This is a genomic window from Vreelandella sp. DA03-1M (genome assembly GCF_055725665.1).
Genome location: NZ_CM146798.1, coordinates 4,660,974 through 4,685,348, shown reverse-complemented (window position 1 = coordinate 4,685,348; position 24,375 = coordinate 4,660,974). Strand labels below are relative to the sequence as shown.

Below are 24,375 nucleotides of genomic sequence, written 5' to 3'. Positions count from 1 at the left end.
TTCCCCCTTTGGTCGCAAATCAGCCCTTAAGCGGGCAAAATCGGTGCGACTTCGGTTGAAGGTGTGATAGCGCTTCCCTATAATCGCGCAAGATTTGTGCAGGTTGCCTTGGTTTGTCTAGCTATTAGCTTGTCGAGGTATTGGTTTTTATCAGTGAGGCTGGGCCGGTATGCAGCGATACGAAACCCAGCGTCGAAAAGCCTATGTCGTTCGACTCACGATCGCGCAACTGATGATCACCTTCGTTGGTATGCTAGCTGCCTATCTAGTCGCCGATTTAGAAGGTGTGTCATCGGTGTTTAAAGGGGCGCTGGTAGCCTTATTACCGCATGCCTTTTTTATCAAGCGAATGGGGGTTTTGCGCGGGACTAGCCCTTCAAAGGCTGCGATGCGCCTGTTTCGTGCCGAGGCTGGCAAGTTTGGTTTGACGGTGGCACTGTTTATTGCAGTGTTCGTGATAGCGCCCCCGTCAAACCCTACTTTCTTTTTTTATGCTTATGTTGCGGTTGTTCTAACGCATTGGCTTACGCCTTGGTTAATGCCAAAAAACGCCAATGCTTAGAAAATTGCACAATTAAATTGAGGTGACACATCCATGGCCGCAGGAAACGAAGTCTCAACGACTTACTATATCCAGCACCACTTGCAGAATTTGACCTTTGGCAATCACCCTGAAAACGGTTGGTCGCTGGCGCATTCGGCAGAAGAAGCAAGTGAAATGGGCTTTTGGGCCATCCACCTGGATACCATGGGCTGGTCGATTGCCATGGGGCTGCTGTTTATCTGGATTTTCCGCAAAGCGGGAAAAATGGCCACCACCGGTGTCCCCGGCGGTCTGCAAAACGCAGTAGAAATGGTGTTTGAATTTATCGAGAACATGATTCAAGGAACGTTCAAAGGACGTAACCCGATTATTGCCCCATTGGCATTAACGCTGTTCGTGTGGATATTCCTGATGAACTCGCTAAAAATAATTCCGGTGGATTTCTTCCCGGTCTTATTTGCCAAGCTCGGCGTGGATTACATGAAAATCGTCCCTACTACGGACGTCAATGCTACCCTGGGTATGGCGTTGGGCGTTTTCTGCCTGATTCTCTACTACAGCTTTAAGGTTAAAGGTGTAGGCGGTTTTGCCAAAGAGTTGTCTTTCACGCCTTTCAATCATTGGGCATTGATTCCCTTCAACCTTGTATTGGAAATCGTCGCTTTGTTGGTTAAGCCATTCAGTTTGGCAATGCGTCTATTTGGTAACATGTTCGCCGGCGAAGTCATCTTTATTTTAATCGCAATGTTGCCTTTCTGGGCAATCTGGGTGCTGGATGTGCCTTGGGCCATTTTCCATATATTAATCGTTACGTTACAGGCATTTATCTTTACCGTGCTGTCCGTTGTTTACCTGAGCGCAGCGCACGAACATCACTGAAGTAAACACTGTTTGTAAGACAATACCCTTAACCCTCAACCTTAGACTTTAACTTGAAAAACTAGGAGCATTACCATGGAACTTATCTACATTGCCGCTTCCATCATGATCGGTCTTGGCGCGCTAGGTACCGGCATTGGCTTCGCTATTTTGGGTGGCAAGCTGTTGGAATCTACAGCGCGTCAGCCGGAGCTAGGCGACCAACTGCAAACCAAAACCTTCCTTATGGCAGGTCTGTTGGATGCGGTTCCGATGATCGGTGTTGGTATCGCAATGTACCTGATCTTTGTTGTTGCCGGTTAATGACTGCTGAGCCGAGCGTTAAACGCTCGGTTTTGTTTCACTCCGGTCGCCACGAACTTGTCAGAGGTACATTCCTGTGAATATCAACATGACGCTAATCGGGCAGACGATCGCCTTCGCGATCTTTGTCTGGTTTTGCATAAAGTATGTGTGGCCTCCGATCAGCAACGCGCTTCATGAGCGTCAAAAGAAAATTGCTGATGGCTTGGATGCAGCCAGCCGTGCTAACCGTGATCTTGAGCTTGCTCAAGAACGGGCAGAACAGACGCTGCGCGAAAGCAAGGAGCAAGCTTCGCAAATTCTTGAGCAGGCCAACAAACGCTCTGCCCAGATAGTTGAAGAAGCCCGCGAACAGGCCCGCGCCGAAGGCGAACGCCTAGTAGCGAGTGCACGTTCCGAGATTGAGCAAGAAGTGAATCGCGCTAAGGATGAGCTTCGTGCCCAGGTCTCTTATCTCGCCGTTATGGGTGCCGAGCGTGTTCTTGAAGCGTCGGTCGACGAACAAGCCCATCGCAAGTTACTCGATGAGCTTGCTGCTGAACTGTAAGGAGGTGAACCATGGCGGAATTACTGACCGTCGCTCGTCCTTACGCTAAGGCAGCGTTTGAATACGCGCGTGATCATGAGGCGCTTGATAGCTGGTCACAAGCGCTGAGTTTTTTAAGTGTTGCGGTAGCAGATGACGTCGTGCGCCATCGGCTAAGCAGTCCCAAATTAGACAGCGAACAAAAAGTGTCGCTGCTTGTCGAGCTTATTCCTGAGCAACAGGATGAGGCTTTACAGCGATTTTTGACTGTTTTGGCTGACCAGGGCCGCCTGATGGCGTTGGCATCCATTGCTGATCAGTTTGAGCACCTGCGTGCTGAACACGAGCAGCGGATTGAAGTGAACGTCACCTCTGCTTACGAGCTCGATAGTCAGCAAGAAACGAAGCTAGCGAACGCGCTTAAGAAACGTCTGAATCGCGAAATCTCTATTACTACTCAGGTGGACAAGTCGCTTATTGGCGGTGTCATCCTGCGTGCTGGTGATACCGTTATTGACGGCTCCGTACGTGGTCGATTGAACCGCCTTTTTGACGCGCTAACCGCTTGAGTCTGAGGGACATGGCATGCAGCAACTGAATCCTTCCGAGATCAGCGACATCATCAAGCAGCGAATTGAAAAGCTTGACGTCGCATCCGAAGCCCATAATCAGGGCACCATCGTCACCGTTTCCGACGGTATCGTGAAAATTCACGGCCTCGAAGACGCGATGTTTGGTGAAATGATCGAATTCCCCAACAGCATCTTTGGCATGGTACTCAATCTGGAGCGTGACTCCGTGGGTGCCGTAGTGCTGGGTGACTACCTGCAGCTCGAAGAGGGCATGACCGCCAAGTGTACCGGTCGTATCCTCGAAGTGCCGGTGGGCCCTGAGCTGATTGGTCGCGTGGTCGATGCGCTGGGTAACCCCATTGATGGTAAAGGCGACATCAACACGACCATGACAGACGCCGTTGAGAAAGTGGCGCCGGGCGTTATCACCCGTCAGTCCGTCGATGAGCCGATTCAAACCGGTCTTAAGTCTATCGACGCCATGGTGCCGATCGGCCGTGGTCAGCGGGAGCTGATCATCGGTGACCGTCAGATTGGTAAGTCCGCCATTGCCATCGATGCGATCATCAACCAGAAAGGCAAGGGCGTGACCTGTGTCTACGTTGCCATTGGTCAGAAGCAGTCGACCATTGCCAACGTGGTGCGCAAACTCGAACAGCACGGCGCGATGGAACACACCATTGTCGTGGCTGCTGGCGCTGCCGACCCGGCACCGATGCAGTTCCTGGCACCTTACTCTGGCTGCACCATGGGCGAGTACTTCCGCGACCGCGGCGAAAACTCCCTCATCGTGTATGACGACCTTTCCAAGCAGGCCGTTGCGTACCGTCAGGTATCGCTGCTGCTGCGTCGTCCGCCGGGCCGTGAAGCTTATCCTGGTGACGTTTTCTATCTCCACTCACGTCTTCTTGAGCGTGCTGCGCGCGTTAACGTCGACTACGTTGAGAAGTTCACCAACGGTGAAGTGAAAGGCAAGACCGGTTCCTTAACCGCGCTGCCGATCATCGAAACCCAGGGTGGCGATGTTTCTGCGTTCGTTCCGACCAACGTGATCTCGATCACCGATGGTCAGATCTTCCTGGAAACCAACCTGTTTAACTCCGGTATTCGTCCGGCGATTAACGCAGGTCTCTCGGTTTCTCGTGTGGGTGGTTCGGCGCAGACCAAAATCATCAAAAAGCTCGGCGGTAGTGTACGTCTGGCACTGGCTCAGTACCGTGAACTGGCGGCCTTCTCGCAGTTTGCGTCTGATCTTGATGAAGCCACGCGTAAGCAGCTCGAACACGGTCAACGTGTTACCGAACTGATGAAGCAGAACCAGTACTCGCCAATGTCGGTTGCTGAAATGGCGCTCTCGCTGTATGCCGCCAACGAAGGTTATCTGGATGATGTCGAAGTAAACAAAGTGTTGGACTTTGAACGTGCTCTGCACGACTACATGAAGTCTGAACACGGCGATTTGCTCGATAAGATCAACCAGAGCGGCGACTACAACGGTGAGATTCAAGACAGCTTGAAGTCGGGTCTCGAGAAGTTCAAGGCGACTCAGAGCTGGTAATGTCTGGCCCGCCTGCGGGCGGGTTTGCATGCTTTCTGAGAGCCACGAACGAAGGGTAGATCGCTATGGCAGCTGCAAAAGAGATACGCACCCAGATCGGGAGCATTAAAAATACGCAGAAGATCACCAGCGCCATGGAAATGGTGGCTGCATCGAAAATGCGTAAAGCGCAAGATCTGATGAGAGCCAGTCAGCCTTACGCTAAGCAGATCCGCAATGTGGTCGGCCACATTGCCGACGCGAACCCCGAGTACAGGCACGACTATATGGTCGAGCGTAGCGAGGTTAAGCGCGTTGGTTACATTGTGGTCTCTACAGACCGTGGTCTGTGCGGTGGCTTGAACCACAACCTCTTCAAAGCCTTACTCAAACAGGCCAGCGAGTGGAAAAAGCAGGGCGCAGAGCAGGATTTCTGTGCTCTAGGCGCTAAGGCCAGTACCTTTTTCCGCAACTACGGTGGCAATTTGGTGGCGGCGAAGAGCGGTTTAGGCGAAGCCCCGACCGTTGAAGGTTTGATTGGCAGTATTAAGGTCATGCTCGAAGCGTACGATGAAGGACGTCTCGACCGGCTGTACGTGGTGCACAACGAGTTTGTGAACACCATGACGCAAAAGCCAGTGGTTCGTCAGCTTCTTCCCCTGTCGCCTGATATGGGCGCAGACGCTGAGCAAGACGACGAAAACGCCCGTCCCGGAAGCTGGGACTACCTGTATGAACCGGATGCCAAGGCGTTGCTCGATAGCCTGTTGGTTCGTTTCATCGAATCGCAGGTGTATCAGGCGGTAGTGGAAAACGGCGCTTGTGAACAAGCTGCTCGAATGATCGCTATGAAAAGTGCCACTGACAACGCAGGCGGCCTGATCGACGATCTGGAGATGGTCTACAACAAGGCCCGTCAGGCCGCCATCACCCAGGAAATTTCTGAGATCGTCGGCGGCGCTGCTGCCGTATAACGCCTAGGGAGCCGACTCTTTTCAGCGGCTCCCGGCAGACAGGTTTCATTTGCAGGTTTTAGAGAGGAACCAAGATGAGCGGACGTATCGTACAAATCATCGGCGCGGTGATTGACGTAGAGTTTCCGCGGGACTCTGTGCCCAAGGTCTACGACGCGCTGAAGGTCTCCGATGTTGAGACCATCCTCGAAGTCCAGCAGCAGCTGGGCGACGGCGTGGTGCGCACCATCGCCATGGGCTCCACCGAGGGCTTGAAGCGTGGCATGGAAACGACCAGCACAGGTGCTGCTATTTCCGTACCGGTAGGTAAGGAAACGCTGGGCCGTATTATGAACGTACTCGGCGAGCCGATCGACGAAGCAGGACCAATCGGCGAGCAAGAGCGTATGCCGATTCACCGTAAAGCACCGAGCTATGCCGACCAAGCAGCCTCTAACGAGCTGCTGGAAACTGGCATCAAGGTTATCGACTTGGTCTGCCCGTTTGCCAAGGGTGGTAAAGTTGGCCTGTTCGGCGGCGCCGGTGTGGGTAAAACCGTTAACATGATGGAGCTTATCCGCAACATCGCTACCGAGCACAGCGGCTACTCTGTATTCGCCGGTGTTGGTGAGCGTACGCGTGAGGGTAACGACTTCTATCACGAAATGACTGAATCCAACGTTATCGATAAGGTATCGCTGGTTTACGGTCAGATGAACGAGCCTCCGGGTAACCGTCTGCGCGTTGCGCTGACTGGCCTGACCATCGCTGAGAAATTCCGTGATGAAGGCCGCGATGTTCTGCTGTTCGTCGATAACATCTATCGTTACACCTTGGCAGGTACCGAAGTATCGGCACTGCTTGGCCGTATGCCGTCAGCGGTAGGTTATCAGCCGACGCTGGCTGAAGAGATGGGCGTTCTGCAGGAGCGTATTACCTCGACGAAAACCGGTTCAATCACTTCCGTACAGGCCGTATACGTGCCCGCGGATGACTTGACCGATCCGTCGCCGGCGACCACCTTCTCGCACCTGGACGCTACCGTGGTATTGGCGCGTTCTATCGCCGAGCTGGGTATCTACCCGGCGATCGACCCGCTTGACTCCACCTCACGTCAGTTGGATCCGCTGGTCGTCGGTGAAGAGCACTATGCTACCGCTCGCGGTGTGCAGAACGTTCTTCAGCGCTACAAAGAGCTTAAGGATATTATCGCCATTCTGGGTATGGACGAGCTGTCTGATGAAGACAAGCTGGCCGTTTCCCGGGCGCGTAAAATCCAGCGCTTCTTGTCGCAGCCGTTCTTCGTGGCCGAAGTATTTACCGGTTCACCAGGTAAGTATGTCTCACTGAAAGACACCATCAGTGGCTTCCAGGGCATTCTTGCTGGCGAATACGACGATATGCCGGAACAGGCCTTCTATATGGTCGGCTCCATCGACGAAGCCGTCGAGAAAGCCAACCAGATGAAGAAGTAATCCCGTCCATTAGGGGGATTCGCTATGGCGAATAGCTTTACTTGCAATATCGTCAGCGCTGAAGCATCCATCTTCTCAGGTACTGTTGAGCAGGTGATTGCTTCCGGAATGATGGGTGATCTGGGCATTTTGCCAGGTCACGCTCCGCTGCTGACTGAGCTTCAGCCGGGTCCGGTTCGCGTGATCTATGATGGTGGCACAGAAGAGAACTTCTACGTCACTGGTGGTTTCATGGAAGTCCAACCGGATGTCGTGACGATTCTGGCCGACTCTGCGTCGCGTGCCAGCGACCTCAACGAGGCCGCTGCCGAAGAAGCGCGTCAGCAGGCGCTGAAAGCCTTTAATGAGAAGTCATCGGAGCTTGATTACACTCGAGCTGCTGCTGAACTTGCCGAAGCCGTTGCTCAGTTGCGAACGATTCAGCAGCTGCGTAAAAAGGCGGGTAAAGGCTAACACCCACGCACTTGGCGTGTGTCCAACGCCCCTTAAACCCGCTACCAGGGTTTAAGGGGCGTTTTTTGTTTGGCAGACAGATAAGTAAGTATGGTGAGCTTGGTCAGTAGGATGGGCTGGGCGATGAATGTGTTCGGCAGCACGACGCTTGTAAGCGCGAGGGGTGAGAGCCATGGCACTGAATGATGAAAGTCTACAGGCATTAAAAGCCGAACTGCTCGACGAGTTGGCCAAGGAAGTGCCCAGTAAATCGGTACTCTCTTTGCGTTTGGCCGAAACCCGCTCCGCGGATATCGGTGAAGTGCTTGAGGAGATGATTGAAGACGACGAAGAGCTGCCCGCAGCGCTCGCATTGCTGGATATTCTGTCTGCCGAGCGTGCTGCGAACGTACTGGGTTATTTGCCCGGTGAGAGCCAGCTTGAGGTGGTCGGGGAACTGGATGACAGCCAGGTACTCAAGCTGCTGGAGGAGATGGGTTCGGACGAACGCGCCGACCTGTTTAATCTACTCAGTGAAGACCGCCGTGAAGCACTGCTGCGTCGTATGGCCCACCGCGAGCGGGAAGATCTCAAACGGCTTGCCAGCTACGAAGAGGGTACCGCCGGTGCCATCATGACCTCTGACTATGTCTCCATAGCCAGTGGCATGACGGTGTCGCAGGCCATGATGAGGGTACGTCAGACCGCTCCCGACGCGGAAACGGTCTATCAGCTGTATATTCTGGATAGCGACGGGCAATTGATTGGTACCATGTCGCTGCGCCAACTGATGGTGGCACGCCCCGGCGCCATTGTTGATGACATCATGATCAAAGATGTCATCAGTACACGGGTTGATAATGCTCAGGAAGATGTTGCCCGTATTGTGGCGAAGTACGACCTGTTAGCGCTGCCGGTGATTGATGCGGATGATCGTATGGTCGGTATTGTGACCCACGATGACGCCATGGACGTAGCCGAATCCGAGGCCACCGAAGATTTCCACAAAGGTATGTCCATCGGCCAACTGGAAGATGGCGTAAGCCGCGTGAAGCTCTGGAGTCTCTACCGTAAGCGGGTGTTTTGGCTGGTACTGCTGGTCTTTGCCAACCTTTTCTCAGGTGCCGGGATTGCCTATTTTGAAGAGACCATTGCCGCCCAGGTAGCGCTGGTGTTCTTTTTACCGCTGTTGATCGGTAGTGGCGGTAATGCTGGGGCCCAGGCCGCCACGCTAATGGTGCGCGGTATGGCGACTGGCGACGTAGGTGTCAAAGATTGGGGAAAATTACTCGGCCGAGAGCTTCTCGTTGCAGGGGCGTTAGGTATCACCATGGCCATTGCGGTGACACCAATAGGTATCATGCGTGGCGGTGAAGCTCTAGCGATGGTCGTTGCGCTAAGTATGGTCACCATTGTTCTGTTCGGAAGTCTGCTGGGGATGTGCCTGCCGTTCGTACTCGAGCGCTTTAAGGTCGACCCAGCGACGGCCTCGGCTCCGCTGGTGACCACGCTTATTGACGCCTCTGGGGTAGTGATTTACTTCAGTATCGCCACGCTGCTGCTTTCGTGACGAGTAAGTCATTGAGGGCTTAGCGCATTGAGCTACTGGCGGCGCGGGTGATAAACAGCACCTCAACGTGACCCAGCCACTCAATATCGCTAGCCAGCGCTTTTAGCTGGCTGGCGAGACACTGGGGTGGCTGCTGCACCGCGTCATCAATGATCAGCGATACCGAGACCTTATCGTCCAAATAGTGCAGCTGAAGCTCGTTGAGCGTGCGCCATACCGGATGCTTATACCAGCGCGCATCCAGCGCGGCCTCTACTTCAGGGCGCAGCGGAAGGCCGGGAAGGCGGCTAGGATCACCCGCCCCGGCGTCGTCTTCGGGGTCAACGTGGAAGATCACATCGGTGAGCGCGGGGAATTCATGGCGTAGACGGCGGCTTACTTCGTTACCTATTTCGTGGGCTTCCGAAACGGTAATCTTAGGCCCGACCACCACGTGTAGATCGACCATTACCCAGCCCGCGGACTGTCGGGTGCGCAGGTCGTGGACGCTATCCACCCCCGGTACGCTGCAAGCCACATCGTGCATCTGATCCTGAACATCCACCGGCAGCGCGGTATCGACCAACTCGCGAGCCGACTCCCACAGCAAGTCCAAACCTACTTTGCCGACTAATAAACCCACAATGATAGCAGCGACGGCATCCAGCCAACCCAAGCCAAATTGAGCGCCTACCAGCGCTACCAGCACCACAGCGGTGGATAATGCATCGCTGCGTGAGTGCCAGGCGTTGGCTTCGAGCAATTTTGACTTTACCCGCTTGGCGACCCGCATGGTGTAGCGAAAAATCCACTCTTTGCTAAACAGCGCAATCACCGTCATTACGATTGCCAGTGCGCCAGGGGCATTTACGGCAGCGCCGCTAAACAGTCGATCCAGGCTCGACCAGGCAATACCGCCAGCCACGAAGATCAGCACACTTCCCAGCAATAGGGTAGTCAGGGTTTCGATTCGGCCATGGCCGTAGTGGTGGTCTTTATCGGGCTCCTGGCGGCCGTAATGAATGGCTGCCAGGACAAAACCATCGGTGACTAAATCCGATAGGGAGTGAATGCCGTCGGCGATCAACGCCGCTGAGCCGACCATAAAACCAATGGTCACTTTAACGATACTCAACAGGGCATCCAGCCACGCACCTATGTAGGTGACACGCTTGGCTTCTTGGCTAAGTCGCGCTTGGTCGTGAACCACTGGCGTTTCGATGGTCTGAGTCATGGGTACCTTGCAAGGAAGCACGCATACAATAGATGTCCATTGTAGCGCACTCCTTATATCCTCTATAGCGTCCACTGCTTTCAAGCCGTGAAACGGCACCTTTGCGTGTCAGTGGAGGCTAATGTCAGCAAAGGCAATGGCGGACAAAGAATAGGTGGATGTGTATCCTTAAACGCCATTGCAAACCATTAAATTGTTTCTATACATAGGGTTTTTTATGGATTGGCTCCAGGTGGTGGTGTTAGCGGTTGTTCAGGGAATTTCTGAATTTTTACCCGTTTCAAGCTCTGCCCACCTGATTTTGGTGCCTGTGCTGACAGAATGGGAAGATCAAGGCTTAGCCTTTGATGTAGCGCTGCATTTGGGCAGCCTTTCCGCGGTAATACTCTATTTTCGCCACGAAATTTGGCAGATGATTACCAGCAGCCTAGCTGCTATGCGCGGCAAAGGCGTCAACGAAGATGCACGTCTCGCCTTTTGGGTGACATTAGCCACCATTCCCGTGGGTATTATTGGGTTACTGCTGCACGATGTTATTTCTCACTATATGCGCTCTACGCTGATTATCGGCATCAGTTTAATTAGTTTCGGGCTATTGTTGGGGTATGCCGATTGGCGAAAAGGGGGAACGCGCAGCGAATATCAACTGTGTTTGAAGGATGTGCTAATTATTGGCGGTGCCCAGGCGCTGGCGCTAATTCCGGGCACTTCGCGCTCGGGCATTACTATTACGGCGGCGTTGATGGTGGGAATGAGCCGGGAAGGTGCCTCGCGGTTCTCTTTTTTGCTGTCGATTCCGGTGATTGTGTTGGCCGGTGGTTTGGAAGCCATAGGCCTTTTTAACGCATCGCAGTCGATTGATTGGGTCGCGATGCTAGTGGGTACGTTACTATCTGGGGTCAGCGCGTACCTGTGTATTCACTATTTCCTAGTCATCATCAAAAAACTGGGAATGCAGCCGTTTGTTATTTACCGCGTATTGTTTGGTGCTTGGCTGCTGTGGTTCTTTTATTTTTAACAGCTTGTTTTCAAAACTTGATTTTAAAAGCTTAATTTTTAAAGTTTTATTTCCAGGGCAAGGCAGCTATGAACAGGTCTGATAAGAAAAAGTCTGGCAAAACTAAGTGGGTAGAAAGGTCGGGTAGGTGGGGAAGGGAATTAGGAGGGTTAGGCGTATTGCTGGGCGCTCTGCTGATATTGCCCGGCTGTTCCGAGAGTGATCGTCCGCTGGAGCCCCCCGTCCGTTTTGACGGCAATATTTTTGGCACCTTTTATCAAGTCACCATTATGGATCCGCTCACTCAAGGCGAGTCTCTTGAACTGGAAGAGGGTTTCAAAGCAGAGCTGGAGAGCGTTGATCAGGCGATGTCCACCTACCGTGACGATTCCGAACTGATCGCCTTCAACGAAGCGCCTTTAGATGAGTGGCAGCCGCTCTCCAATGAGCTCATTGAAGTATTGGCGATTAGCCAATCCGTCGCTGAAGCCAGCCACGGCGCTTTTGATATTACTGTAGGCGACCTGGTCAATTTATGGAGCTTTGGCCCCGGAGCACGGCCTGAAACCGTGCCTTCCGACGATGCCCTGTCCGAGGAGCTTGCCCAGATAGGCATTGATGCGCTAGAAATCGACACCCAAAACATGCAGGCGCGGCGTACCCGCGATGTGTTTGTCGACCTTTCCGGCGTTGCCAAAGGCCATGCGACCGATCGGGTAGCTGCTTATCTGGATCAGCAGGGCATGGAACACTACTTGGTCAATTTAGGCGGGGAACTGATTGCCCGCGACCTGCGTGATGAGCAAGAACAAACGCCCTGGCAGATTGGCATTGAAGTGCCTGAAGATGGCCAGCAGCGTGCACAGCATATTATTCCGCTAGAAAGCATGTCAGTCGCTACCTCAGGTGACTATCGCAACTATTTTGAAGTAGAGGGTGAGCGCTTCTCCCATACCATTGACCCGCGCACAGGCCGACCCGTCACTCACCAATTAGCGTCGGTGTCAGTCTTCCATCCCTCTAACGCTTGGGCGGATGCTTGGGCGACGGCACTATTAGTCGTCGGCGAGCAAGACGCTATGCAAATGGCCATCGAGAATAACCTCAAAGTACTTCTGCTCGTTCGCGAGGGGGAGCAGTGGCGCAGCATTGCTACGCCTGAATTTGTTAACTATTTCGGTGAATCTCTGGTTGATGAGCTGGGTATTGAACAACTCCCTACTCCGGCGCCCACCAACCAACCCGTAACAGGTGAATAACATGCATGAACTGGATATCGTCATTCTCGCCGCGGGTAAAGGTACGCGTATGCGTTCGCAAACCCCTAAAGTACTGCATACCTTGGCAGGTAAGCCAATGGTGCAACATGTACTGGAGACAGCATCAGGGCTGCAGCCTGATCGTACCCATGTCGTCATCGGCCATGGTGCGGAACAGCTGCGCGAGGCGCTGGCCGACACCAAGGTGCAGTTTGCGGTGCAGGCCGAACAGAAAGGCACCGGTCACGCGGTGGCTCAAGCGCTTGAGCAGCTCGGTAACGGCAAGGTGCTTATCCTCTATGGCGATGTCCCCCTGTTACAGCGTGATTCACTGAGGGAGCTGTTGGCCCAAGTGGATGAACAGCACATCGGGCTATTGACGGTGACGCTGGATGACCCAATGGGCTATGGCCGGATTGTACGCAACGACGCGGGCCATGCAGTGGCGATTGTTGAACAAAAAGATGCCAGCAGCTCACAGCTTGCGATCAGTGAATGCAATACCGGCATTATGGCCATGACCAGCGCCCAGCTAAAACGCTGGTTACCGCAGCTTTCCGCAGAAAATGCCCAGGGTGAGTACTACCTGACCGATGTAATCGCCATGGCCGCCGATGAAGGCATCAAGGTATGCACGGCCCAGCCAGCCACTGCGGTTGAAGTGGAAGGGGTTAATAATCGCGCGCAAATGGCCCGCTTGGAGCGCGTTTATCAACGCCAGTTGGCCGATAAGTTAATGGCGCAGGGCGTGGCGCTTGCCGACCCCGCACGCTTGGATGTGCGCGGGCGTTTAACCTGCGGTCATGATGTCTTTATTGATGTGGGCTGTGTTTTTGAAGGTGACGTTGAACTGGGTGAAGGCGTGCGTATTGGTCCTTACTGCGTGATTAAAAATAGCACTATTGGAGCCGAAAGCGTGGTAGACACCCATAGTGTGATAGAGGGCTCCGTGGCAGCGGGCTTGAACCAGATCGGCCCCTTTGCGCGGTTACGCCCGGGGACGCGGTTGGCGGTAAAAGCCAAGGTGGGCAATTTTGTTGAAACCAAAAATGCCGATGTCGGTGAGGGTAGTAAGATAAATCACCTAAGTTATGTAGGTGACGCACGCTTAGGCCGGGATGTGAACGTTGGTGCGGGCACGATTACCTGCAACTACGACGGCGCTAACAAACACCACACAGAAATAGGTGATAATGCTTTTATTGGCTCGAACACAGCCTTGGTCGCGCCTGTCTCGGTAGGCAAAGGCGCTACCGTAGGGGCAGGGTCGACAATTGCTAAAGACGTTACCGATTATGCCTTAGCCGTCACGCGTGGCCGCCAGCTAGAAAAAAACGACTGGCTGCGCCCCAGCAAGCGCACAGAGCCATAGTTCTTAAAATGGTGCTAAGGATCATTAAAAAGCCGTATTCATAATCAGTGGCTGTCGTTTTACCGTTCTGTGGATTGGTTGAGTAGTATTTGTGAAGTGCTCTGGTTAATGACCTAGGAGAGTGATTATGTGTGGCATTGTTGCCGCCGTTGCCCAGCGCAACGTCCAAGAAATTCTATTAGAAGGTCTAAAACGCCTGGAGTATCGTGGCTATGACTCGGCCGGTATGACGGTGTTTAGCGATGGCGTGCTGACCCGCCGCCGGGCGCTCGGAAAAGTAGCGGCGCTCGCCGCGCAATTGGAAGCTTCCGCGCTACCGGGTTTTTCAGGCATTGCACACACCCGTTGGGCAACCCACGGCAAACCCTCTGAAGCCAATGCCCACCCGCATCATAGCGGCTCTCACATTGATGAAAACCAAGTGGCGGTGGTGCATAACGGGATTATTGAAAACTACGAGCATATAAAAGAGAACTTGCAGCGCAGCGGCTACGCGTTTAACTCCGAAACCGATACCGAAGTGATTGCCCACTTACTCTCCGAAAAGCTGAACGATGGCCTCACCCTGTTTGACGCGACGCAACAGATCGTTAACGGCTTAGGTGGCGCTTATGCCTTGGGCGTGATGAGCGCTAAAGAACCAGGTGTGGTGGTCGGTGCCCGCCAGGGCAGCCCGCTGGTAGTTGGCGTGGGGATTAATGAAGCCTTTTTAGCCTCTGACCCGCTGGCACTACTGCCAGTGACGGATCGCTTTATTTATCTTGAAGAGGGCGACCTGGTTGAGCTACGCGAGCAGGGTGTTATTCGCATTGTGGATCGTCATGGTAACCACGTTGAGCGTCCTATTCAGACCTTTGAGCACGGTGACGGTGCTGCCAGCAAAGGCGAATACCGTCATTACATGCTCAAGGAAATATTTGAACAGCCGAAGGTGATCGAGGCAGCATTAGAAGGGCGGTTGAGTGCTCAAAGCGTGTTAGTGGAGAGCTTTGGCCCCGATGCTCTGGCGCTTTTCCAGCGTACCCGCCAAGTGCATATTATCGCCTGCGGCACAAGCTACCACGCCGGGCTGGTGGCGCGTTACTGGCTAGAGCGTTACGCCGGTGTACCGGTTCAGGTTGAAGTGGCCTCTGAGTACCGTTATCGCCACCCCGTCGTGCCCGAAGGTACGTTGTTTGTCAGCCTCTCCCAGTCGGGTGAAACTGCAGATACGCTGGCGGCGCTGCGTTTTGCAAAAACGCTGAACTATGTCGGGTCGTTGGCGATTTGCAACGTGCCCGGTAGCTCATTGGTGCGTGAGTCGGATATTACGCTGATGACACGCGCAGGTCCTGAAATTGGTGTGGCCTCCACCAAAGCCTTTACGACTCAGCTTGTGGCGTTAATGCTACTCACGCTTTCCGTGAGCAAAGCAAAAGGGCAGGCCGAATACCCAGATATCATCGCCGCACTGCGCACACTGCCCGAGGTGTGCCAACGGGTGCTGGCGCTGGACAGTCAGATCGAAGCGCTTTCCCAAGCATTTGCTGAAAAACATCATGCGCTATTTCTGGGGCGCGGTGCCCATTACCCAATTGCGCTGGAAGGGGCACTTAAGCTCAAAGAGATCTCCTATATTCATGCCGAAGCGTACCCCGCCGGGGAGTTAAAACACGGCCCGCTGGCGCTGGTGGACAGCGAAATGCCGGTGATTTCGGTCGCCCCCAATGACGACCTGCTGGAAAAGCTTAAATCCAACCTTCAGGAAGTCCGCGCCCGTGGTGGCCAGTTGTTCGTGTTTGCCGACGAAAGTGTGGGTATGGATCCCCAGGAAGATATCCGTGTACTCACACTTCCCCACGTGCATGAAGCGCTGGCGCCGCTGCTGTACACCCTGCCGCTACAGCTATTGAGTTACCACGTGGCCGTGCTCAAAGGTACGGATGTTGACCAGCCTCGCAATCTGGCTAAAAGTGTGACGGTGGAATGATTTAGGTGTCAGACTTTAGATTTATGTGGGAGGCTAATAAAGTTGGTAACAACTTAAAGTAGTTGGTAACTTCTGAATAAAGTTGGTAACCACCGGGTGATGTGGCACAGTCAGGCTATTCTCCTCAGGAGTCATAGGGAATGGCCGACTACAAACTCGACAATCGCACCCAGAAATGGATCAAAGAACAACGCGGCAAAGGTAATGGTAAAGACTATCACCCCTGGCTGACGGTCAGAGATTTATCCTCCAAGGGTCGTTCCCACCGGGTGATGGGCCATCTTACAGGGCGAACCCACCATTTCTTCTCCGATATGGAACTGGCGGCTTTCCTACTACTTGAATGGAACCCTGCCGTCACCGACATCAGAGAGCAATTTCCTCTTCGAATAGAAGACACCTTATCACTGGCTGAACTAGCCAACATCCGCCATCCTGAAGCAGGCGGATACCCCCAAATCATGTCCAGCGATTTTGTTGTTGACCTTTCTACATCGACAGGGTCACAGAAAATGGCTATTCAGGTGAAAGTTTCATCCGACCTTATGGATCCGCGAATCGTCGAAAAGCTCGAAATTGAGCGCCGGTATTGGGAACTGAAAGGTATGCCCTGGTACCTGATAACCGAGATGCAGATGCCTCACACCGTAATGGAGAACCTGGATCTACTTTACTCGGGCAGAGTTCAAAGTGAGAGAATGGAAGTCTTGTTTAAGAACCTTCCTATCTACGTCGAGGTGTTGGCAGACCACCCGAATTCCAGGCTCCCAGATATCGCAATGCTGGTTGACCAATCCTACTCACTTGAGCCCGGGACATCACTGGCTCGGATACGAGCGCTAGCCGCGTTAAGGGCACTGACGTTTGATATATCAATTCCCTGGACCAGGCTGGTAGCACAAGACTTACAGGTAGTTGAGGATATTGCACTGCTGAGGGCAAGTTATGCTACGAATCAATGATGTCTTTCAGGTAGGGCAGGAGCGGTATCGAATATTGGCACTAGCGGGACAACATGCTATCTGGATTGATATTGATTCAGATAAAGCCTTGCCCGAGGTGATCAAAACCATTCAGATTGAGCAGTGGACGTTTGATGAAACACTTCGCCGGACAGAAGATCCTTACCAGGATTTCGCATCCTTGTCCGTAGAACAGGGCAGTAAAACCCAGAAAATCCGCGATCAAAGGTATGAATTAATTGCCCCTCTGCTGGTTAATGAGGAAATTTATTACCGTAGTGGCAGGGGCCGGTTAGTTCAATCGCGTAGCGACGAAACCGGTAAACCGAGGAAATCGTTCTACAAAAATCTTCGGCAGTACTGGCAGCGGGGCGCAATACCCAATGCGCTGCTACCTGATTACCGAAAATCCGGGGGAAAAGGTCAGAAAAAAACCTCCAGGAATAAATTGGGCCGCCCAAGAAGCACTTCGCCGGGCACCGGGATCTCGATAGATCCGTTGATTGAGAAAATGTTTCGTATCGTCATTGACCGCTACTACGCTAACGACAAGGGGTACTCAATGCCCTATGCCTATCGACGATTTATAGACATGTTTGAGGTGACAAATCCCAAGGTGTCCCGCGAGGACTACCCAACAATCATCCAGCTTAGATATTTCTACGAACGTGAGTATACAAAGGCTGACCGCATTCGCCTGAGAGCAAACAGAATCTCCTACCAAAAAGACATCAGGCCGTTGATTGGGACCGCCACAGCAGGGGTACTGGGGCCTGGTTCAAGGTATGAAATCGACGCGACTATTGCCGATATTTACTTGTTGTCTGCTGATAGGCAACGAATCATAGGTCGCCCCACTCTGTACGTGGTGGTCGATGTTTTCAGCCGAATGGTGACTGGCTTCTATATAGGCTTGGAAAATCCATCTTATGTTACGGCCATGAGCGCGTTGGCCACGTCTATGTCAGATAAGACCGAACTATGCGCTCGTTATGACCTTGAGATTACCCCGGAGCAGTGGCCAACCGTTGGAGTACCGGATGCGATCCTTGCGGACCGGGGGGAACTACTCGGGTACCAAATTGAGTCCCTGGAAAAAGCGTTCGGTGTGCGCATTGAAATTACGCCACCTTACCGGGGCGATGCAAAAGGGATTGTTGAGCGTTATTTCCGAACCCTTCAGGCGGAATTCAAACCCTTTGTGCCTGGTGTGGTGACAGCCACAAAAGTCAGAAAGCAGGGCGGAAAAGACTACCGGCTGGATGCAACACTGACTCTGGATGACTTCACCCGCATTATCCTCGCCTCCATCCTTCACCGGAACCAATACGCAGTACTGTCGAAGTACGACCGTGGCCCGGATATGCCAAACGATATGGCGTTAACCCCGCTCAATATCTGGAATTGGGGCATCCAATATCGAACTGGTCGATTGAAGAATGTATCAGAAGAAGCTCTACGAATTGCTTTGTTGCCGCGTAAAAAAGTCTATCTTTCTGATCTGGGCGTTAGCTGTTTTGGCGCTTACTACACCTCTAAGGAGCTATTGGGATCCGGTTGGCTGCATCGTAATGGAGATCGCAGAGAAGCTGACCTGCAAGCAGCCTATGACCCGGTCGTGGCTGACAATATCTACCTGTTCCCCGAAAAGGGCAGTTCGGAATACTGGGTGTGCTCTCTGACAGATCGCTCCCGCCAGTATCGCGGCAAGTCGATGTGGGAGTTATGGTCCAGCCAGGAAGAGCAGCGAAAAGCTACCAGTGCTGCGAAAGTAACCGAGACAACAAGCAAGCGAGACCTCGAAAACCTGGTCAGTAAAACTCTAAAAGACGCTGAGCGTTCCCGCCCAGCCGTACACAAACAATCCAAATCCGAAACTGTTAGAGGTATAAGTGATAATCGTAAGCAAGAGCGGGATGTTCAGAGAGCCCAACAAACAAAAGCCCGGCAGCCTGAAAACAGTAAATCGAAATCTGAGGTAACCTACCTGCATGGCAAACCGGACGATGGTGCTTTCCCGGATTTTCTGGACGAGCTGTTTGGAGACGATGAATGACACTACCCTCAGGTATGGTGCATGCCGTTTATCAGGACACGGGAGTACCAGCTTATCAAGGAAACCCATTGATTGAAGCGCTACCACCGTTTCTTGAGCGCAAGCAGCTCAAAGCGGGACTCGGTGGAAACATAGAGCTCCGTCCCTCAGACATATACCTGGACGGCCAAACACGAGTTCATATCATCTCCCAGCTACTGGACGGTTTCTTTCAGCCGTTAGCACGCCATATCGAGCTGGAATCCAAAATCTCAATCATGCTGCGCCAGGGATATGTTGGCCGAAACCTAGCAACTGGCGATCTCTCGGCCCATTTACAGAACGGCTACGAGCGCATTAAGAGCGGAGACCTGAAGGCATTTAGGTTTGAACATGTCGAATCGACTGCGAAAAGCCTCGCATTTATTGGGTGCTCTGGTTCCGGGAAAACCAGCTCGCTGAACCGTATTCTGGCAACGTATCCGCGGTTGATTCACCACCCCGAACACAATTTCACACAGATTGTTTTCCTGAAAATTGATTGTCCCCACGACGGTTCCCTCAAAAGCCTATGCCATAATTTTTTTCGGGAAATCGATTCCATCCTTGCGACCAATTATGTCCGGCGCTACGGTGAAAAACGCCACGGCGTAGAGACAATGATTGCGCTGATGTCGCAACTGGCAAACACCTACGCCATTGGCTTACTGGTTATTGATGAAATTCAGCACTTGAGTGTTCGTGCCTCCGGCGGAGCGGAAAAGATGCTGAACTTCTTCGTAACCCTGGTAAATGAGATCTCCGTACCAGTGGTTATGGTCGGAACACCAAAGGCCCGTCCGGTCTTTGAAACTGACCTCCGGTCTGCAAGGCGCGGGGCTGGGTTTGGATCAATATTATGGGAACCCTTGAGCCAACCTGCAGCTGAAGAAAACGTGCTCCGAACCGAATGGGGCGCGTTCACGCAAAAGCTCTGGAAGTACCAGTGGCTAACCAAAGCCAGTGACACTGTTCCTGATGAATTAAGGGTTTTGTGGTTCGATCTGTCTCAGGGCATCATGGATGTCGTCATCAAGCTGTTTGTACTGTCCCAGATTCGAGCGGTAGTAACAGGGACGGAGCGAATCACCCCAAATATCATGAACGCGGTTTATCGCGACGAACTGAAACCGATTCATCCGATGATGGAGGCTCTACGCTCCGGTGATCCAAGCAAAATAGCCCGATACTCAGACCTCACGATCCCGGATGTTGATAAGAAAATCCTGGAGCTCAGTAACCTTCTGGAATCCAGCAAGGACCAAATTCGCAAATCCTTCCAGTACGGCGGCAACGACCAGGCAATCCGGATGCACAACATGCTAGTTGATATGGGCTACGAATCAGATCTGTTGGAACCATTAATTCAAAGAGCGTTTGAGGAACACGCCGACTTACAGCTAAAAGACCTGATGCCGATCATCCTGAACTGGTATCAGTCTTCAGAGCAATCGCCACCGGTGAAGAGAAAGCAAAAAACCAAATCGATCAAAGTAAAAGAGTGGCACACCCTCGATTCAGACGATTTGCGTTTTATGCACTCCCAGGCAGCGAACGAAGAGCAAATGCTAGGTGCAGCAAAACAATCGGGTCTGGTATTTAACACAGTCCAGTGGTTGGGCTCCGGTGAATAGCGCTAGATGCCATGCTGAACTTCCCGACTCCATACCCTGAAGAGTTGATATACAGCACAGTAGCCAGGGTAGGAATTCGGGAGGGGATTATTAGCCCTAAAGAATTGCTGGATGAAATCTATGGCAACCGCAAAGTTATCGCAACGTTGGATTTGCCAAACCAGCTGCAAAGAGTGTCGCGTTGGTTACCGTCTGGCTATACCGTCGAAACGATTGCTTACCGCCATACTTTATTCCCCTTGTATGCCCCATTCATCCCTGAAGAACGCCGTAAACGATGTCTGGCATGGATGGCTGGTGAGTCCCGGGGTGCAGTACACCTGTCGATGGGCGTAACGGCATCACTTGTGAAAGTACCTGACTACGTTCGGTATTGCCCTGGATGCCTGAGAGAGCAAAGACGTACCTTTGGCGAGTATTTTTGGCAGAAAGAATGGCAAATAGCCGGAGTGGAGTGCTGTGAAAGACATGGAAAGTTGCTTAATACCGCGATTACTCGCCCTTTAATAGATCGCCACCACTATCATGCAGCATCGCCTGAAGTGTGCCCATTATTTTCCCAGAAAACGACTGATGGCCAGTCAACGAGAATTTTGGAGCAGGTTCGACGACTACTGCAGCAAAACCCAGATACCTCTCCGAGTTTCGACCAGTGGTCTCACCACTATTTCTGGCTGGCCCAACAGTATGGTTATATTCGCGGACAGGCCCAGATTGATCATGCTGCTATCTCTGAAGCTGTATCAGCCAGTTGGCCTTCAAATTTTTTGCAGCGATACGGATTGGGGGTAGAGAGTCAGGCGGAAAACCTGTGGCTTAAAGCCTTATTCCGAAAACACCGAACATCCTTTAGTTATCTTCAACACATTATTGTTCATGAAGCGTTATTGCGAGAGCCCTGGTGTGTTGATGAGATTATTGACCGTGTGAGGAGTTTGCCGATGCAGCCCGCAGTGGTAATGGCAGAAAGGAATACCGTTGAAACCAGGCTAGATTTAACAGAAGATCAATTAGTTTGGATGAAAATGCTTGAGGAGTGGCCGCCGAAAAAATCTAGGTCTGCCAAACCGGCACTTTATGCAAGGTTGTACCGCTATAATCGGTTTTGGCTAAAACGAGTGAACAGTGAACGGGAACGAGTAAATACGACAGTCAGAAAACCCAGAATTGACTGGGAACAGCGAGACCAGTACTACCTGGCTAAATTACGAGAGATTCTACTGTTTTTACGAGCACATACGTATGGGCCCCGGCACTCACGAACTTTCCTGCTTAAACAGTTGGGAAAGAGCTCCACTTTAGAAAAGAAGCTTCATCTGTTGCCCCGAACTAGACGGCTTTTGATGCGATACTCTGAAACCGTGGCTCAGTACCAAATTCGGCGTTTGTCGAATGCGTGGGATGAGCTCCTGGATAAGTTTGAGAGTCCTCCTCGCTGGCGCATGTTACGAGTTGCCGGGCTTAGTGAAGTACGGCTTACCAATGAAGCATGGGACTATTTGAATGGCCTCAAAGAAATCACCACCATCTATCAAGGGAATCACGGACAATAGTCGGATTAAAGAAATCGGTTCGGTTTATAGGCGTCTAGGTGGTTCAGATTGGCACATTAACGTCAAACTGGTTCCTGGCCAGAGTAAAGAGACCTTCAATATTTCACAGCTGGCATTAATAACTAGGCGACGGGTTCTAAACGCAACGGAGCACTTCAAACCAGCTGGGTATCCTTGGACGATACACATTGAAGACGCTACTGCATGGTTGCATCGTAGGGTACGAGAGTGTCCGATCAAGAACGTGAGTGAACAAGAAGATCGAGATCAGTGGTGTTTCAGTTTTGAATACGACGGTATCGAATTTTTTCTCCCTCAGATAGAGCTGGCTCGTGTGCTCTTTTTTCATTACTCCTACATTACTCGACTAGCAATGATACCTAATGGATTGGAGGAAGAGTTCGATATCCAGCTGGGCGATGAGCCAGGCAAAACAGAAATCCATATCCTGCCAACAAGCACACTTCCTCTAAAGGCTCGTGGTAACAACAATCAGCGTAGAGTTTTGGCTTGGATTCTTTTAGATGAGGAAGCTCGCCGGTCTTTCCGCAGCATTTCTCAGCATCAATTGATAGAAGGGGAAGAGGTGCATGGCCACAGGCACTGGAAGTTCCGATTTGACCCTCCAGCATTAGCGAACGTGGAGCTTTCAGTACGGGGGCAGTACCACAAAGAGTCTCACGCATTCTTTGTGTATGAGGTATACAGCGTTGAGAATTTGACTCCCCGAAGCTCAAAAGTCGTTAAATTCATTGATCCCAAATTTGTAGAACATCAGGCAGGTGACGGTGGATACTTTCAAGAACCAGCAGTGCCTGAAAATGAGTCAATGATTAATGATGATGAGCTTCCAACTGTTGGTTCAAAGGAACACATTTTGGATGTTCCAACGGTGGTACTGTCATTTTCCGAGCCTGTTGAGACCACTCGTAAAGCCTCTAACGACCGCCGGAGGCCGGGTGTTGGAAAAGGGAGTGAAGCAGATATTGAACCGGGTAATGAACAAGCAGAAATCAGTACCGACGAACCCACCATTCGTGGGGATTTTCCAGCGGGCGGGTTTAATGCCATTGAGGATCAAAGTGATGACCTGCATCTGTACACTCAAAAATTTGAAGCGTTTGCTGCCATGGTTGAACTGCTCGAAATTAAGGGGTGTCAGCAGGTTTCTGGGTGCATAAGAAAGTTGCCGAAGATCCCAGGTTACTCTAAACATTTACTGGAGGATGGTAAACACCGGTGTGTATCGTTTTACCTGTTTAGCAAGCATGGTCGAAACTATGCACTTTTAGAGGTTGATACATCAGATAATAAGAATCGGCTGTCGACGTTGCTCTTGAAGCAACCTTCTTCATATTTCAATTGGGAGGCTGCAATAACCACCTTAGAGAAAAATTTACTATACAAATCATTGAATTGGCCAACAACACACCTTAACGATGATTTTCCTTATTACTACAGACGTATTCCTCATCCTAGAACAACCTCAGACAACAAAGAATTTTTAGAACCGAATTCGTTGCAACGTTGGGCAGATCGCATATATTCAGTTATGGACTAGTTAAAATCTATACGCCGATCAGCAGGGATGAACATGCCAAAGCGTGAGAAGTAGGTAGGAAAGGCTATCATCAATGGCTCGCATGATGAGATCCTGACTTAATTTTGATGCTGACATCCTAGCAAATAACTTAGTACCTTGGCCGATTAAGCATCATGAATCGGCCATGAGAGTGAGCAATAACAACCCATACTCGGAAGCGTTGTTCCGCACCGTCAAATATTGCCCGGCATGGCCCACAAATGGCTTTGCATCGCTGAGCGCGGTACTGGAATGGCTGCTAACGTTCGAACGCGCTTACAACGAGCAGCACCTGCACAGTGGTATCCAGTATGTCACGCCAGCGGATCGGCTCGAGGCATGGACCAAGAGCGCTTGGCGCGCCGCAAAGCGGTATATGAAAGCGCGAAGCGCCGATACCCGCAACGCTGATCGGGCAGGGCTCGAAACTGGGAGGTAACCGGCCTGGTGTCGCTCAACCCGGGAAAAATGCACGAAATCGAGCGTAATAAACAGGCTGCTTAAGAGCAGCCATTTGGACAACTGGGTTGAAAATTACCGATGGTGGTTACCTGAAAAACACATACGCGCACTAATAAGCTGTTAAGCATTTTAGGAATTGCGTGACAAATCGAACTTTTGATTTTTGTGCTCACCAGTTTTTAAATCAATGGTTAGAAAAGGAAAAAGCTGTTGTGAGATGCTCGCATCACCCGACATAGATAAACAGAAGTTGGCGCTTGCTCAAGCCGGCGGTCACTTCAGTATCGCGCGTAATTTACTAACAAAGTTCGAAAAAGAAAAAGGCTTCCCTAGATATCAGCCAGTGCTTGAGGTGTTTAATGATATTGACGTGGTTAGTTCAAGTAACATAACCGACTTGGTGAATCAGGCACGGGAACGAATCTCCGGCTATTATGGAGGCAGAAGCGTTCTATCGTTAACTACCAAGTTTTTATGCCTCAAGGTCAAAAGCCCTGTTTGAATCCT

At 51.8% G+C, this 24,375-nt stretch carries 22 protein-coding genes; 21 read left to right on the top strand and 1 reads right to left on the bottom strand.

The features are described from left to right. The first annotated feature begins 169 nt into the window (after nucleotides 1-169). The 10 genes from ACXUPB_RS21855 (at nucleotide 170) to mgtE (ending at nucleotide 8,791) form a co-directional block, all read left to right on the top strand. Nucleotides 170-562 carry an ATP synthase subunit I gene (locus ACXUPB_RS21855; RefSeq protein ID WP_035556323.1) on the top strand — a complete coding sequence of 131 codons (393 nt, stop codon included), beginning with the start codon at nucleotides 170-172 and terminating at the stop codon, nucleotides 560-562. 33 nt (nucleotides 563-595) lie between these two features. Further along, nucleotides 596-1,423, top strand: a complete 828-nt coding sequence (gene atpB, locus ACXUPB_RS21850; protein ID WP_035556320.1) for a F0F1 ATP synthase subunit A — start codon at nucleotides 596-598, stop codon at nucleotides 1,421-1,423. A 75-nt stretch (nucleotides 1,424-1,498) separates the two neighbouring features. Further along, entirely contained in the window at nucleotides 1,499-1,726 is a 228-nt protein-coding gene (atpE, locus tag ACXUPB_RS21845) for a F0F1 ATP synthase subunit C (protein WP_022521051.1), read from the top strand. 76 nt (nucleotides 1,727-1,802) lie between these two features. After that, nucleotides 1,803-2,273: a F0F1 ATP synthase subunit B gene (locus ACXUPB_RS21840; protein WP_035556318.1), complete on the top strand. Its 471-nt coding sequence runs from the start codon at nucleotides 1,803-1,805 to the stop codon at nucleotides 2,271-2,273. 11 nt (nucleotides 2,274-2,284) lie between these two features. Then, a complete protein-coding gene (locus tag ACXUPB_RS21835; protein WP_179916287.1) occupies nucleotides 2,285-2,821 on the top strand; it encodes a F0F1 ATP synthase subunit delta in 537 nt (178 codons plus the stop codon). Nucleotides 2,822-2,837: 16 nt separating this feature from the next. Then, nucleotides 2,838-4,382, top strand: coding sequence for a F0F1 ATP synthase subunit alpha (gene atpA / locus ACXUPB_RS21830; protein WP_035556314.1), 1,545 nt, complete (start codon nucleotides 2,838-2,840; stop codon nucleotides 4,380-4,382). Between the two features lie 65 nt (nucleotides 4,383-4,447). Next, a complete protein-coding gene (gene atpG / locus ACXUPB_RS21825; RefSeq protein WP_009286339.1) occupies nucleotides 4,448-5,335 on the top strand; it encodes a F0F1 ATP synthase subunit gamma in 888 nt (295 codons plus the stop codon). 74 nt (nucleotides 5,336-5,409) lie between these two features. Next, complete coding sequence (atpD, locus tag ACXUPB_RS21820) at nucleotides 5,410-6,789, top strand: F0F1 ATP synthase subunit beta (protein ID WP_035556311.1); 1,380 nt, start codon at nucleotides 5,410-5,412, stop codon at nucleotides 6,787-6,789. A 24-nt stretch (nucleotides 6,790-6,813) separates the two neighbouring features. Continuing rightward, the gene (locus ACXUPB_RS21815; RefSeq protein WP_035556309.1) at nucleotides 6,814-7,242 is read left to right on the top strand and encodes a F0F1 ATP synthase subunit epsilon; all 429 of its coding nucleotides are present in this window, start codon (nucleotides 6,814-6,816) and stop codon (nucleotides 7,240-7,242) included. A gap of 172 nt (nucleotides 7,243-7,414) precedes the next feature. After that, nucleotides 7,415-8,791, top strand: coding sequence for a magnesium transporter (mgtE, locus tag ACXUPB_RS21810; protein ID WP_035556307.1), 1,377 nt, complete (start codon nucleotides 7,415-7,417; stop codon nucleotides 8,789-8,791). A gap of 19 nt (nucleotides 8,792-8,810) precedes the next feature. Here the strand turns inward: mgtE and ACXUPB_RS21805 are convergent, their stop codons facing one another. Continuing rightward, the gene (locus ACXUPB_RS21805; protein ID WP_035556306.1) at nucleotides 8,811-10,004 is read right to left on the bottom strand and encodes a cation diffusion facilitator family transporter; all 1,194 of its coding nucleotides are present in this window, start codon (nucleotides 10,002-10,004) and stop codon (nucleotides 8,811-8,813) included. 217 nt (nucleotides 10,005-10,221) lie between these two features. Here ACXUPB_RS21805 and ACXUPB_RS21800 point away from each other — a divergent pair, with 217 nt between their 5' ends. The 11 genes from ACXUPB_RS21800 (at nucleotide 10,222) to ACXUPB_RS21750 (ending at nucleotide 24,370) form a co-directional block, all read left to right on the top strand. After that, on the top strand, nucleotides 10,222-11,022 hold the full coding sequence (locus tag ACXUPB_RS21800; protein WP_179916288.1) for an undecaprenyl-diphosphate phosphatase: 801 nt from the start codon (nucleotides 10,222-10,224) through the stop codon (nucleotides 11,020-11,022). Nucleotides 11,023-11,090: 68 nt separating this feature from the next. Then, nucleotides 11,091-12,260: an FAD:protein FMN transferase gene (locus tag ACXUPB_RS21795; RefSeq protein ID WP_246362004.1), complete on the top strand. Its 1,170-nt coding sequence runs from the start codon at nucleotides 11,091-11,093 to the stop codon at nucleotides 12,258-12,260. Between the two features lies 1 nt (nucleotide 12,261). After that, a complete protein-coding gene (gene glmU, locus ACXUPB_RS21790) occupies nucleotides 12,262-13,632 on the top strand; it encodes a bifunctional UDP-N-acetylglucosamine diphosphorylase/glucosamine-1-phosphate N-acetyltransferase GlmU (RefSeq protein ID WP_035556299.1) in 1,371 nt (456 codons plus the stop codon). Between the two features lie 127 nt (nucleotides 13,633-13,759). Further along, nucleotides 13,760-15,601 carry a glutamine--fructose-6-phosphate transaminase (isomerizing) gene (glmS, locus tag ACXUPB_RS21785; RefSeq protein ID WP_472954715.1) on the top strand — a complete coding sequence of 614 codons (1,842 nt, stop codon included), beginning with the start codon at nucleotides 13,760-13,762 and terminating at the stop codon, nucleotides 15,599-15,601. Between the two features lie 140 nt (nucleotides 15,602-15,741). After that, nucleotides 15,742-16,563, top strand: coding sequence for a TnsA endonuclease N-terminal domain-containing protein (locus ACXUPB_RS21780; RefSeq protein ID WP_472954714.1), 822 nt, complete (start codon nucleotides 15,742-15,744; stop codon nucleotides 16,561-16,563). After that, nucleotides 16,547-18,619, top strand: a complete 2,073-nt coding sequence (locus ACXUPB_RS21775) for an integrase catalytic domain-containing protein (protein WP_472954712.1) — start codon at nucleotides 16,547-16,549, stop codon at nucleotides 18,617-18,619. The genes ACXUPB_RS21780 and ACXUPB_RS21775 overlap by 17 nt, the downstream gene beginning before the upstream one ends. After that, nucleotides 18,616-20,271 carry an AAA family ATPase gene (locus ACXUPB_RS21770; protein ID WP_472954711.1) on the top strand — a complete coding sequence of 552 codons (1,656 nt, stop codon included), beginning with the start codon at nucleotides 18,616-18,618 and terminating at the stop codon, nucleotides 20,269-20,271. The genes ACXUPB_RS21775 and ACXUPB_RS21770 overlap by 4 nt, the downstream gene beginning before the upstream one ends. A gap of 11 nt (nucleotides 20,272-20,282) precedes the next feature. After that, nucleotides 20,283-21,824, top strand: coding sequence for a TniQ family protein (locus ACXUPB_RS21765; RefSeq protein ID WP_472954709.1), 1,542 nt, complete (start codon nucleotides 20,283-20,285; stop codon nucleotides 21,822-21,824). Next, nucleotides 21,775-23,385: a Tn7-like element transposition protein TnsE gene (locus ACXUPB_RS21760; RefSeq protein WP_472954708.1), complete on the top strand. Its 1,611-nt coding sequence runs from the start codon at nucleotides 21,775-21,777 to the stop codon at nucleotides 23,383-23,385. Before ACXUPB_RS21765 ends, ACXUPB_RS21760 begins: the two co-directional genes overlap by 50 nt. Nucleotides 23,386-23,500: 115 nt before the next feature. Further along, nucleotides 23,501-23,845, top strand: coding sequence for an integrase core domain-containing protein (locus ACXUPB_RS21755; RefSeq protein ID WP_472956777.1), 345 nt, complete (start codon nucleotides 23,501-23,503; stop codon nucleotides 23,843-23,845). Nucleotides 23,846-24,085: 240 nt separating this feature from the next. Further along, complete coding sequence (locus ACXUPB_RS21750; RefSeq protein WP_472954706.1) at nucleotides 24,086-24,370, top strand: hypothetical protein; 285 nt, start codon at nucleotides 24,086-24,088, stop codon at nucleotides 24,368-24,370. Nucleotides 24,371-24,375 lie beyond the last annotated feature (5 nt).